The following is a 12,327-nucleotide window of genomic DNA, read 5'->3' on the forward strand; positions in this document are numbered from 1 at the left end:
CAAGGGCAGGGGGAGCAAATATGAAAAAAAGAGCGCTTTCAGCATGGTTGGCTCTATCGTTGCCGGTGTTTTTTCTAAGCGCATGCGGTCAGGAAGCGGCTCCCGTCGGGCCCGGGAAACAAGCGCCCGTCACCTTCACTTATTTTCTCAACGCCCCGGGAGATCCCGTGCCTGAGCATACCAAGCTGGGGGAGCTATTTACGGCAAAAACGGGCGTGACCGTCGCCTATGAGCGCATCGTCGGCGAAATCGAGCAAAAGCTCGGCGTCATGATCGCCAGCGGCGATTATCCGGACCTCATCTACGGCGGCGATAAAATGTTTATTTTGATCGACGCGAAAGCGCTGATTCCTCTGGAAGACTTGATTGAAGCCCATGCGCCGAACATCAAAAAGATTTACGGTCCGTACTGGGACCGCATCAAGGCCGCGGACGGGCACATTTACGCGCTCCCTTTCGGCGTGCCGGCCGGTCAGCCGAGCCGGACGATCAATGCGGCTTTTTGGGTGCAGAAGAAAGTATTGAAAGAGGCCGGCTATCCGTCAATCAAGACGTTCGACCAATATGCGGAGCTGCTTAAACATTACGCCAAGCGGCACCCCCGGACCGAGGATGGAGCGGCAACGATTCCTTTTGAAATATTGACCTACGATTCCCGCAATTTCACGCTCACGACGGCGATGCAGTTTTTGGCGGGCGGTCCCAACGATTCGCGCGCGATGATAAATCCCGGGACGAACGAGCTGAATTTTTACCAAACGGACGAAAACATCACCAAACGCTACTACGCCAAGCTAAACGAAATGTTTAACGAGGGATTGATCGATAAGGAAGCGTTCGTGATGAACTATGATCAATATTTGGCCAAGCTGTCCAGCGGCCGGGTGCTCGGGATGTTCGATCAATACTGGCAGTTTCAGGATGCGCAAATGGTGCTGAAGCAGCAGGGGAAATGGGACGAGATGTACGCGCCGCTGCAGCTCACCTTCGATGAGGGCGTGAGGGCGGATTATTTGGATACGCCGATGATGAATTACGGCTTCGGCTTCGGCATCTCAATCAACTGTGCCGATCCGGTCCGCGCCATCGAGTTTGCCGATTTCATGGCCGGCGAGCAGTCGCAGGTGATGCGGCGCTGGGGCGTGCAAGGCGAGGATTACATGGTAAACGCACAGGGGCGCTTTTACCGTACGGAAGAGCAGCGGGCTTTCTTCAAAAGCAAGGAGAACCGGAACAGCTGGAGCGGCGACATTCTGTACTTTTGGCCGGGATCGTCGGGCACGATGCCGGACGGCAACAGCTACGATCCGCAAACCCAGCCGGAGGAAAAAGCGGCCGATTACAGCAACGCGGACAAAAAGCTGCTGAAGGCGTACGGCGTTTCGTCCTACGAGGAGCTGTTCAACCCGCCTGATGCGAGGCGCAAATATTTTCCGGCCTGGAGCATCGAGCTTTCCGCCAAAGGCAAAGTTTTCGAGCAAAAGCTGAAAGATATCAACAAAAAATATCCGCCGCAAATGGTCGTCGCCGGCTCGCAGGACGAATTTGAAAAGCTGTGGAGCGAATACGTCGATAGCGTCCGGCACCTTGATGTCCAGGGCTGGCTGGACGAGCTGAAGCGGAAAATAACGGAGCGCCAGGAAAAATGGTGAAGCCCGCGGAGCGGCCCGGCCCGGTCCGGCCTGGGGATCGGGAGTCTGTCCGGCGGAGCCCCTGCCGAGTTCATCCGGCAGTCTCTTAGCTCCGCCGCTGCAGCGCCTGATACTGCCTTGGCGGAAGGCCGACGATCTTTTTGAACGTGCGGATGAAGTTCGAATAGTCGTTGAAGCCCGCCTGCTGGCAGGTGTCGGTCACGGTGCAGCCCTTGCGGAGCAGCAGCTTGGCTCTGGCGATGCGCTTGAACAAGATGTGCTCGTGAATCGTACTGCCCGTATGCTTCTTGAACAGCCGGCACAAGTAAGAGCGGTTCATGAACACGACGTGTTCCAGTTGTTCCAGGGACAGATCCTGCTCCAAATTCTCGTCGATGTAGGCGAGGAGCGAGATCAATTTGTCGGGCATCATCGTCTGCTCGTCCTGCTTGTCCTGGCCCTGGAAGACGCGGTTGATGAAAACGAGCAGCTCGATGAAAGCGGATACGTACAAAATATCCGAGCCTGCGGGGGCATTCGGACGGCTTAACGTTTCCATGCGTTCGTACAGCTTCATAATGGTATCGATCTGCTGGGGCGTCAGCCGCATGCGGTTCCGTTCGCCGGAAGGCCGGTTCGCAAAGCAGTCAAGCAGCTCAAAGCCCGGGGAACTGAACTGCCCGATCAGCTTCGGATTGAAGTGGATGACGATCACCTCGTACCGCTGCCTTTTGGTCTGAAAATTCGCCCTGTGCAGCTCGCTGCTGTTCATGATGAGCAGATCGCCGTATTGCAGCGGATACACCTGTTTTTCTATAAAATAATGGACTTGGCCTGTCAGGAAAAAGTAGATTTCGTACAAATCCTGATGCATATGGAATTCGAAAGGAGTCGGGTCATACGTAACGGAATGCCTGAAATTGATCGACTGCTGCAAATTACGGTAAAGCTCTTGCATCGGCGCTGTCCTCCAAAAAAATGTGAAGTCAAAAAAAGCAAGTTAATGCCCAATTATTGCAAAGAATACGGTTTTATTATACTGCAAAATAAGGGTAAGCGATACTGAATTACGACTTTCATATGGGTTTCCAAAATAAGGGGGGCATTCATAAGGATGAAACTTTCTGTATTCACGGTTTCCGTACCGGATTTAACGCCGGAGCAACTGGCTAAAGCCGCAAAAGCTGCGGGTATCGACGGCATCGAGTGGCGCTACAAGGAAGTGCCGGCCGGCGCGGCGGAAGAAAAGCCTTCTTTCTGGAGAAATAATTTGTGCTCCATCGACCCCGCATCTTCGGATGAGGAGCTTGAGCGCTTTCGTCTGGCGGCTGCCGAGCACGGGCTTGTCAATTTAAGCGTTACGCCGTACTTGACCTGCGGGGATGTCGCGGGTACCGAGCGGGTCATGCAGGTCGCCAAGCGTCTGGGCGCGGGCTTTATCCGCGTCGGCGTTCCGGGATACGACGGCAGCCGTAACTACAACGACTTATTCAGCGAAGCCGTGAATTATTTGCATCATGTGCAGGAGCTCTCCCGGCAGTACGGGGTCAAAGGGCTCATCGAGATTCACCACAAAACGATAGCGCCAAGCGCGGGACTGGCTCACCGCCTCGTCTCCGGCTTTCATCCGGACGCGATCGGGGTGCTGCATGATGCGGGCAACATGGTGCACGAAGGTTTTGAAAATTTCCGCATGGGCCTTGAGCTGCTTGGGCCGTATTTGGCTCACGTGCATGTCAAGAACGCCAAGTGGCTGCCGAGCGGCGAGCGCCGGGACGGCGTAGAGCTGTGGCATAGCGATTGGGCGCCGCTGGATGAAGGGATCGTCAACTGGAAGCTGCTGCTCGACGACCTTAAAGCAGTGGGCTACGACGGCTACCTCGGCATCGAGGATTTCAGCTCGCAATTCCCGTCCGAGGAAATGCTGCTGAACTTTTCGCGCAAAGTTAACGGATGGCTTGGGGCATAAACATTTATCGAGTAAGCGCTTGGCTTAAGGCGGCATTGCCTTGGCCGGGCGCTTTTTGTTGTTTTGCGGCCCGTCATGTTGCGATAGTCCAGCCATTTTGTGTAAGATGAAATACAGATAATAACAGCGATGAGAGGTGCGCCGCGCGGCTGGCTCGCAAACCGCCTTGGCTTACGCCGGTGCGGTCTGCTTCGGGATTGGCAGGTGCGGAGACATGAATGGAGATGAGTGGGTGAAATGGAAGGCTTGAAGCAGTTTCTTGCGAATTTAACGGTGCGAAGGTTTCTGATTCTTGGCATTATATGCTTGCTGCTGTTCAGCATCAGGGATATGATGAATTTGGTTCTTCTGACTTTTTTGATCGCCTACATCATGAACAGTCTTCAAAGATCGCTTTCCAAATTTTTAAGCAAGTATATGGTGATCAACAGCAAGGTCATCATCATTTTGCTGTACGCGGCCGTAGTCACCGGACTTGTGTTCGCGATCGCGACTTACTTGCCGAAAGTGCTGCACCAAATCAAGCAATTGAAAGATATATTAACGGGATTAACGAGTTTGCCCGCGCCTGAAGACGAGTTTTTGCGGTATTTGTACAAAACGGTGAAGGATTTGGACATTCAGTCCTATGTCAAGCACGGGTTCGAATACATTTTGCGAATCAGCAACTGGAGCACGACTTTTCTGCTCGCGATGGTGCTGAGCCTCGTCTTTATTTTGGAAAAAACGAGAATCGTCGGGTTTACCTCCCGCCTGAAAACGAGCAAGATCGCCTGGCTGTATAACGAGCTGGAGTTTTTCGGCAAAAAGTTCATGCTCTCCTTCGGCAAAGTGATCGAGGCGCAAATTTTGATCGCGCTGTTCAATACCGGTTTTACGATCATTGTCTTGTGGATTTTCGGGTTTCCTTACCTGTTCGCGCTTTCGATCATGATCTTTCTGCTAAGTCTGATTCCGGTGGCGGGCTTCATCATTTCGCTGATCCCGCTGAGCATTATCGGATACAACATAGGCGGGCTGACGATGGTCATCTACGTGCTGATCATGATCGCCGTGCTGCACGTTCTGGAAGGCTACCTGCTGAATCCGAAGCTGATGTCGTCCAAAACGAATCTCCCGATGTTCTACACGCTGATCGTCCTGCTGTTCTCCGAGCACTACATCGGGATATGGGGCCTGATCCTGGGCATTCCGATTTTCGTCTTTTTGCTGGACATCCTGGACGTCGATACGAAAAAATGACCGGATGGCCGCGGGAGGTTCGCGGGCCCAAGCCGGCCCGGGGAGAAAGCCTGTAAAAGTGCAGGAATTCTCGACGAAAATGAACCTGAGCCCATTCGCTGGGTGAAACTTGCCAGCGCGTCAACGAGCTAAGACCTGAACTTTAGCGGGTTTTCTGCGCATGGACAGCAAAAGAGACCGTCTTCTCAAAGTAGAGAAATCTGCTGCGGACACGGCCTCTTTTTTTATACAATTTTTCGATTTCTGAATAGAAAAATCCTATTAACACGCGCGCTTCTGAGGGAATTGCAAGTGATATAGTGTGAATACAAGGGATAATCTCGTTGCATCGCAGCGCATCATTCATTTTGTGCAGGATGTCCGGGTTTCCGGCTTGTCGGCTTGATCAGGAATTATGCCAACATGGCCGCCGACGGCGCACTGGAAATGCTAAAAGCGGGACTGACCAAGTTTGGCAAAGACATCATTCATTTCAACAATAAACACAATATTTTGTCCGATGTCAGCCATCTGAACGAACGGGGGTTCTGGGACGTAATCGAGATCGCCGATTATCCGATCACAAGCCACTCCAACACGAGGGCGGTATTGTGATCATCCCCACAGCTTGTCGGACGAGCAGGCCAAAACGCTGTTCGTCAAAGGCGGAACGGTGCAGGTCGTCTACTTACCGGAGTTTATTAACACATTTGAACAAGTGAAGCGCTGCGGTGCTACGCGGCGTATGTCCTAACCCCGCAAAACCTTCAAAGTCACTTGAATACCGTGTGGCTTTTTTGTGTCGGAGGAATACTCGCTGTACTTTAACGAAAATAGTGGGTTAACTATTAGTTATTAAATAATACATTGTATAATAAGGTACTATTTGTTATTATATTCCTTGGGAGGTGTTTGATTGGATATTAATAAAGAGATGCTCAAGGGCTACGTCGAAGGGATTTTACTTAACATTCTTCATAAAGAACCTATTTACGGCTACGAAATTTTCAAACAGATACATCGGCTTACAGAGAACCAATTTGAAATTAAAGAAGCAACGATTTACCTTGCTTTGAAACGGCTTGAAAAAAACGGATTTGCAAATTCATATTGGGAAGATGTTACTAGCGGAGGTGGACGAAGAAAGTATTATAAAATAACCGTTCAAGGGGAAAAGCGTTTTTATTATTTAAAAACGGAGTGGTCAAAAGCCAAACGATTCATAGATCAATTTTTGGGAGGTATATAATATTGAACGTTTTGAATGAATTAGATAAGGAAACAAGTGGGAAAATCGACAAAGTTGTTAATTCAATCTGCCTAAAAATGAACGAGAAACCATCTATTGTGAATGAAATCAAGGAAGAAATAAAAAATAATATTATGCTAAGCACAATTGAGCTTATACAAGAAGGCTATTCTCCAAAAGAAGCACTATCTTTAACACTTGAAAAGTTGGGTTCCCCACGCGACTTTTTAAATGGGCTGAAAGGCATCTATAAAACAAGAAAATTTATTAAAACAAAAATATTCGGCTTTTCTCTAGTTTCTCTAGTCATAGGCATTTTAATGATATTTTCATTTAACTTATGGAATACCACATTATCAATAGAAAAAGATAATCAATTTTATCACAAAATGCTTTATCATTTTAAAGAAAACAGCGTAAAAGAACCCCAATTGTCAGAAGCTTTTAATAACCTGATTATCGGTACGAACGGTTGGAAGCAAGGCTGGTATCAAATTAGAGACAAAGAATCAGCGCCTCCTAAGAACTTTAATAAAGGCGTCCCAAACGATGTACCCATTACAGATTTTGAATTAAAAAAATCATTGTTTGTTTATGATGTTTTCGAAGGAACTTCCTTCGGTGTTCCGGGAACAGGGGAAATGTTTGATGCACAAATTGTCACTTGGAAATTTAATACGCTATTTTATTTAATAGGGTCTATTTTAATACTGATATATTGGTCTTTATTCACGGTATGGGCATTGATGAACATATATTATGATCTGGGTTATAATAGCTTCAAATGGATTATTTTGATTTTACTTTTGAATATTTTAGGTTTTGTACTGTTTTACTACGTAAATAAAAAAGCGGGCAATACTTCGCAAAACCATTTAATTCACATTTAATTTGTGGACGAACAAAAGAGAGGAACTCACTGGTTCTTCTCTTTTGCTCTAGAAATGTTTTAATATGCTTCACCAAAGAAATTATATCTCCAATTAGTTGGAGAAAGTAGGCTGAATTTCATTTTTGAACCAGTATATGATGTGCTTTTGCCATAAATGTCATACTGAGTAGCCGATGTGAAATTCCCATTTACAGTAATGCTTCCCCAGACATCATCAGCAGTAAAAATATGTTTTTGAACTATTTCATACTTTATGACTGCATCAGGTGCTGCTGATAGATCTGGGGATTGTTGTATGTTAATTAATACTTTACTATTTGTTCTATTTGTAATATCGAATGTACAATTAGAATACTTTTCGCCTCCGCCTAACACATCTGACATAGTCCAGCTACAAAGTTGATTAGCAGCCAGCTTATTGGAGTTTCCTTGAATAGAATAGTTAGCTACAACATCTTCTTTGATAGTAGCCTCTTTAGTCTTTGTATAATTGATATCTTTGAAACCATCTTCAGTTACCTTAACTTTCCACTGATTATTCATATTTACAACTGTGTAAGGAATATTATATTCGCTGCCATCTTTAAATTTTACTTGTGTTAGGAAATACTCAGTGTCAACTGATTTTTCCGTATTACTAATTATTTTATAAGATTCAATTTGATTTCGTTTATATGCAAGGTCCTCTTTATATTCTTTTTCTATTAACGCTTGGTCCACTCTTGTGTCTATTACATTAGCAATGACTTCTCTTATATTCCCTTTTTTTCCGGCATCAAGATATTGAGTTAATGCCTCTCTGGGAGCATCCGACTGTTTTTGAGCAAAGATACTTGTAGGCAGAATTGTTACAGTTAATACTGCAATAGCAATAGATTTAGTTAGTCTGTTAAATTTCATGGTTAGGTTGCTCTCCTCAATGAATTATTTTTGCTGGCCAGCATATGAAATAGTACCATATTTAGGGAATATACACATGGGATCAAAGGATTAATTTACATATTAGGGAAAAATTCCAATTATTAAAAATTTAAAAATTTTTTATATGAGACAATGTAGAATGCGGCTTTGCCTCCGGCAACTTTTTGCGCAGGCTTCCAAGCTAGGCCAAGACCTGAACAAGCTGAATATCGAACATTCAAAGTCACTCGAAACCCGAGTGACTTTTTTCATAATTTTTTTACACAAAACATATTCACAAGATAGGATTCGCGTGCTATGATATGTAACAGCAAAATATTTCGTGTACGAAATATTAGAGTGCGAAATATATTAATGGCAACATAAGGGGGGAATGAATTGGATTCAGTGAGAGAGCTTGCGACAATTATTATGAAACTTCATAAATTGCGCATGGCTTTGCTGCTTCGGGAATTGAAGGATATAGAATTGACGGGACCACAGCTGTTTATATTGAGGGAATTATTTTTAAATGAGCCCCGCAAGCTGAGCGACCTTGCGAAGTCGGTAGGTTTAAGCAACAGCACGGTATCGGGGATCGCGGATCGTCTGGAACGGAACGGCCTGATCGAACGGCAAAGAGATGAGCAGGATCGCCGCATCGTCTGGATTCGGACGACGAACTTTTGCCAAAGTTTCAAAAAGGATCGTCTGGAAACGATTAACGGCGAGTTATATGCCGGTATTGAAGCCGCATTTACACCGGAGCAAATCGATATGTGCAAAGATGTGTTAACAAAGATGATGGAACATTTAGAGAAAAAGCTGGAGGGAACGGAATGAATAGAAAAATCATATTGATCGTTATTCTCGTCATTATGGTGTTGAGCGGCGGGGGTATCGGAGGCTACTACTGGTATCAAGGTGCGAATTTCGTCACTACGGACGATGCCCGCATTGCCGGAGACATTTACCGGGTGATGCCTCGTATTTCGGGTAAAATCAATACGCTCGGCGTCAAAGTGGGCGATACGGTTGTAGCCGATCAAATCGTCGGTCAACAGGATATTACGAATTTATCGAACAGCCTGCTCGATCAGGCGGCGCTGCGCGCTCCTATCGGCGGTACGATCATTCAAACTGCCGCCAAAGTCGGCGAAGTCGTTTCGCCGGGACAGTCCGTTGCCATGATCGTAGATAAAAATGCGCTATATGTTTCGGCCGATATCGAAGAAACGAAAATCAAGAAGATCAAGGTCGGCCAGCCGGTAACGTTTACTCTGGATACATATGCCGGAAAGGAATTCCAAGGCAAAGTGTATGAAATCGGCCAGGCTACGGCGTCCACGTTCTCATTGCTGCCTTCCACAACGACAAGCGGCAATTTTACAAAAGTTACTCAACGCATGAACGTAAAGATATCCATCGACGATCATCAGGGACTCGATCTGGCTCCCGGCATGAATGCTGCAATTAAAATCCATATCAAAGGGGAGTAAGGTGAGCACCCATGAAAAAACATTTGAATGTTATGTTATCGATAAGCGTACTTGCCGGAGCCATGATGATGGTCAGCGGCTGCGGAAGCGCACCGACGAACGCCGCTTCCTCTGACGTGCCGAGCGTCAAAGTGATCACTCTCGGAAGCACGGCTGCAGCCGGAGCAAGCGGGAAGCTCGCTGCCGACCAGACGGTGCAGGTCGTATCCAAAATCAGCGGCAAAATCGCCAGCGTAGCTGTCGAGGAAGGCGCCAAAGTGAAAAAGGGCGACGTGCTCGTGCAGCTCGATACGGACGATCTGACGCAGCAGCTGGACCAGGCGCAGGCCGGGCTGACCGCTTCGCAAGCGAAGCTGGCGGATACGGAAGCCGGGGCGCGCTCCCAGGACATCCAGGCGGCGCAAGCGGCCGTCGAGCAGGCCAAAGCGGCGTCAAGCCAAGCGGCTGCCGGCGTAGCGCAAGCGCAAGCGGCATATGATCTGGTTACGAAAAACTATAACCATGCGAAAAACTTTTTCGATCAGGGCGATGTCACCCAGGATGATCTGGATAAAGTGACTTTGGACTATCAAAAGGCCAAATCGGCCTATGATTCTGCGGTTTCGCAGCAGCAGGCCGCGAGTGCGCAGCTGTCCGGAGCGCAGGCGAAGCTAAGCTTGCTGAAAGAAGGCGCGACGTCCAATACGCTGGACGCTCTCAAAGCGGATGTGACCCGCACGCAAGCGTCGCTCAATCTGGCGCAAAACGCAGTGAACAATGCGGCTGTCGTCTCGCCGATCGACGGCGTTATCGTCAAGAAAAACGTCAATGCCGGCGAAATGGCGCAAGCAGGGTCGCCTCTGCTGACGGTGGTGAGCATGGATCAGGTGAAAGTCGAAGTCAGCGTGCCTGAGGATATGGTAGGCTCCGTCAAGCAGGGAACCAAAGCGACGGTGCTCGTGCCGAGCATTCCGGGCAAAACGTTCGAAGGAACGGTCACTTTCGTGAGCCCCGTATCCGATACGAACAACAATACGTTCCCGGTTAAGCTGACCGTCGGCAACGCGGACGGAGCGCTGCATGCGGGAGCCGTCGCCAGCGTTGCGTTTGGCGGAAGCGGCGGCGAGAGCCGTTTGGAAATTCCGAAGGCGGCCGTCGTTCAAAAGAACGGCAAGTCGGTCGTTTACAAATTGAGCGGTGATACGGTTCATCCGGTCGAACTGCAGACGGAAGATAAAAATCAGGATTGGGTCTATCTCAAAGGGGACGCGAGCCTGAAAGCAAATGATAAAATCGTCGTAAATCCAGGCGATAAGCTCGCGGACGGCGCCAAGGTGCGCGCCGAGTAAAGGGGGATACGAGCATGTCAGCAACAGCGACCCCTGCAACTGAAGGGCAAGTGGAAGATAAGATCACGGGATACCAGTGGCTTGCCTTGATGGTATTGATTTTGGGCACGTTCCTTGCCATTCTCGACAACAGTTTGATGAACGTTGCATTGCCCAAGCTGATGGCCGTATTCGGCTCCTCGCAGACGGACATCGAATGGGTCGTTACCGGGTACATGCTGGCCTCGGCGGTCGTCGTGCCGATGGGCGGTTTTTTATCCGACCGGTTCGGCTATAAGACGACGTTTTTGTCGACGGTCGTTGCCTTTATTATCGGATCTATTTTATGCGGTGTGGCCTGGAGCGATACGAGCCTCATCATTTTCAGGATCATTCAAGGCTTGGGCGGAGGCTTCATCATGCCAGTCGGGATGGCGATGCTGTATCAGATCATGCCCCGCAGCAAAATCCAGGTAGCGATGGGCATCTGGGGAATCGCCGCCATGGCGGCGCCCGCGATGGGGCCTACGCTCAGCGGATATTTGGTCGACAACTTCAGCTGGCGCTACTTGTTTTACATCAACGTTCCGATCGGCATTCTGGCGGTGGCTCTGGGTTTTATTATTTTACAGGAGACGCCGAGACGGACAGGGCTCAAGTTTGATTTTACGGGCAGTATTTTATCGATGATCGTCTTCGGTACGCTGCTGCTCGCTTTAACCGACGGCCAGACGGACGGATGGACTTCCTTTTATATTGTCGGCTTGTTCTTTATTTCGTTTTTCAGTTTTGTGCTGCTCATCTGGGTGGAGCTGGGCAAAGAAAATCCGATCATGGATTTCCGGCTGTTCAAAAACTCCGTTTTTTCCCTTAGTACGGCAGCGTCCAGCTTCGTCATGATTTCGATGCAGGGCGGCATTTATTTGATGCCGATTTTCATGCAAAGCGTATCGGGTCTGACGCCGATGCAGACAGGGCTCGTCATGATGCCGCAATCGATTGCGATGGCGTTCATGATGCCGATTGCCGGCAGATTGGTGACCAAGTACGGCATCGTTCCGCTCGGCGTAGTCGGGCTGGCGATTATCGGGTTCAGTACGCTGGAACTGCACGTGCTTTCCCAGCAAACGTCCATGCACTGGATCAGCGGCCTGCTAATTATTCGCGGTATCGGAATCGGCTTATGCATGATGCCGTTGTCTTCCGCAGGGATGAATACATTGCCGAACCATATGATCGGCAGAGCGTCTTCCGTCTCCAACGTCGTTCGGAACGTTATGGCATCACTCGGCATCGCGGTGCTAACAAGCATTATGAGCAACAAATCCACACAGTACGGGACAAAATTCAATGAACTTATTTCTTCCAATTCACCGGCATACGCGGATTTCCAAAGCAATGTCGTGCACCGTTACTTGGAGCTTGGCACCGATACGGGCTCTGCAACCAGCGGCGTGATCGGCGTCCTGTATTCCCTGGTGTCCAAAGAAGCTCTGACCAGAGCGATTACCGATACGCTTGTCATATCTGCCATTCCTGCCTTTCTTTCCATCGTGCTGGTCCTGTTCCTGAGACAGAAGAAAAAGGAGAAGGCGGCGCAGCAAGAAGGCTCTGAAGCTCAACATCATGTTATGGTCGAAATGTAAAACAGCTTAAAGA

The 12,327-nt window shown here is 48.6% G+C and carries 12 protein-coding genes; 10 read left to right on the forward strand and 2 right to left on the reverse strand.

What is annotated here, in order from left to right; genetic code table 11:
- The first annotated feature begins 20 nt into the window (after nt 1–20).
- Nucleotides 21–1,652 carry an extracellular solute-binding protein gene (locus AC6RNO_RS33780; RefSeq protein ID WP_497108124.1) on the forward strand — a complete coding sequence of 544 codons (1,632 nt, stop codon included), beginning with the start codon at nt 21–23 and terminating at the stop codon, nt 1,650–1,652.
- A gap of 85 nt (nt 1,653–1,737) precedes the next feature.
- Here AC6RNO_RS33780 and AC6RNO_RS33785 read toward each other — a convergent pair whose 3' ends face one another.
- A complete protein-coding gene (locus AC6RNO_RS33785) occupies nt 1,738–2,589 on the reverse strand; it encodes a helix-turn-helix domain-containing protein (protein ID WP_474682011.1) in 852 nt (283 codons plus the stop codon).
- 156 nt (nt 2,590–2,745) lie between these two features.
- Here AC6RNO_RS33785 and AC6RNO_RS33790 point away from each other — a divergent pair, with 156 nt between their 5' ends.
- The 5 genes from AC6RNO_RS33790 to AC6RNO_RS33810 all read left to right on the forward strand — a co-directional run bounded on the left by AC6RNO_RS33790 (nt 2,746) and on the right by AC6RNO_RS33810 (nt 6,960).
- On the forward strand, nt 2,746–3,600 hold the full coding sequence (locus tag AC6RNO_RS33790; RefSeq protein WP_474682012.1) for a sugar phosphate isomerase/epimerase family protein: 855 nt from the start codon (nt 2,746–2,748) through the stop codon (nt 3,598–3,600).
- 237 nt (nt 3,601–3,837) lie between these two features.
- Entirely contained in the window at nt 3,838–4,842 is a 1,005-nt protein-coding gene (locus AC6RNO_RS33795; RefSeq protein WP_474682013.1) for an AI-2E family transporter, read from the forward strand.
- 402 nt (nt 4,843–5,244) lie between these two features.
- Nucleotides 5,245–5,436, forward strand: a complete 192-nt coding sequence (locus tag AC6RNO_RS33800) for a membrane dipeptidase (protein WP_497108125.1) — start codon at nt 5,245–5,247, stop codon at nt 5,434–5,436.
- Nucleotides 5,437–5,737: 301 nt separating this feature from the next.
- On the forward strand, nt 5,738–6,070 hold the full coding sequence (locus AC6RNO_RS33805) for a helix-turn-helix transcriptional regulator (protein ID WP_497108126.1): 333 nt from the start codon (nt 5,738–5,740) through the stop codon (nt 6,068–6,070).
- Nucleotides 6,071–6,072: 2 nt separating this feature from the next.
- Entirely contained in the window at nt 6,073–6,960 is an 888-nt protein-coding gene (locus AC6RNO_RS33810) for a hypothetical protein (RefSeq protein ID WP_497108127.1), read from the forward strand.
- A gap of 59 nt (nt 6,961–7,019) precedes the next feature.
- Here AC6RNO_RS33810 and AC6RNO_RS33815 read toward each other — a convergent pair whose 3' ends face one another.
- Nucleotides 7,020–7,862 carry a hypothetical protein gene (locus tag AC6RNO_RS33815; protein WP_497108128.1) on the reverse strand — a complete coding sequence of 281 codons (843 nt, stop codon included), beginning with the start codon at nt 7,860–7,862 and terminating at the stop codon, nt 7,020–7,022.
- Between the two features lie 408 nt (nt 7,863–8,270).
- Between AC6RNO_RS33815 and AC6RNO_RS33820 the strand changes: the two genes are divergently transcribed.
- From AC6RNO_RS33820 to AC6RNO_RS33835, 4 genes are read left to right on the forward strand one after another with little or no spacing between them, the layout of a single operon-like run.
- Nucleotides 8,271–8,705 (forward strand): MarR family winged helix-turn-helix transcriptional regulator, encoded by a 435-nt coding sequence (locus AC6RNO_RS33820; protein WP_474682268.1) that lies wholly within the window; start codon nt 8,271–8,273, stop codon nt 8,703–8,705.
- A complete protein-coding gene (locus AC6RNO_RS33825) occupies nt 8,702–9,361 on the forward strand; it encodes an HlyD family secretion protein (RefSeq protein WP_474682016.1) in 660 nt (219 codons plus the stop codon). The genes AC6RNO_RS33820 and AC6RNO_RS33825 overlap by 4 nt, the downstream gene beginning before the upstream one ends.
- Nucleotides 9,362–9,372: 11 nt before the next feature.
- Entirely contained in the window at nt 9,373–10,689 is a 1,317-nt protein-coding gene (locus tag AC6RNO_RS33830) for an efflux RND transporter periplasmic adaptor subunit (protein ID WP_497108129.1), read from the forward strand.
- 14 nt (nt 10,690–10,703) lie between these two features.
- The gene (locus AC6RNO_RS33835) at nt 10,704–12,314 is read left to right on the forward strand and encodes a DHA2 family efflux MFS transporter permease subunit (protein WP_488434096.1); all 1,611 of its coding nucleotides are present in this window, start codon (nt 10,704–10,706) and stop codon (nt 12,312–12,314) included.
- The last annotated feature ends 13 nt before the right edge of the window (nt 12,315–12,327 follow it).

This window comes from Paenibacillus sp. sgz302190 (genome assembly GCF_059820445.1).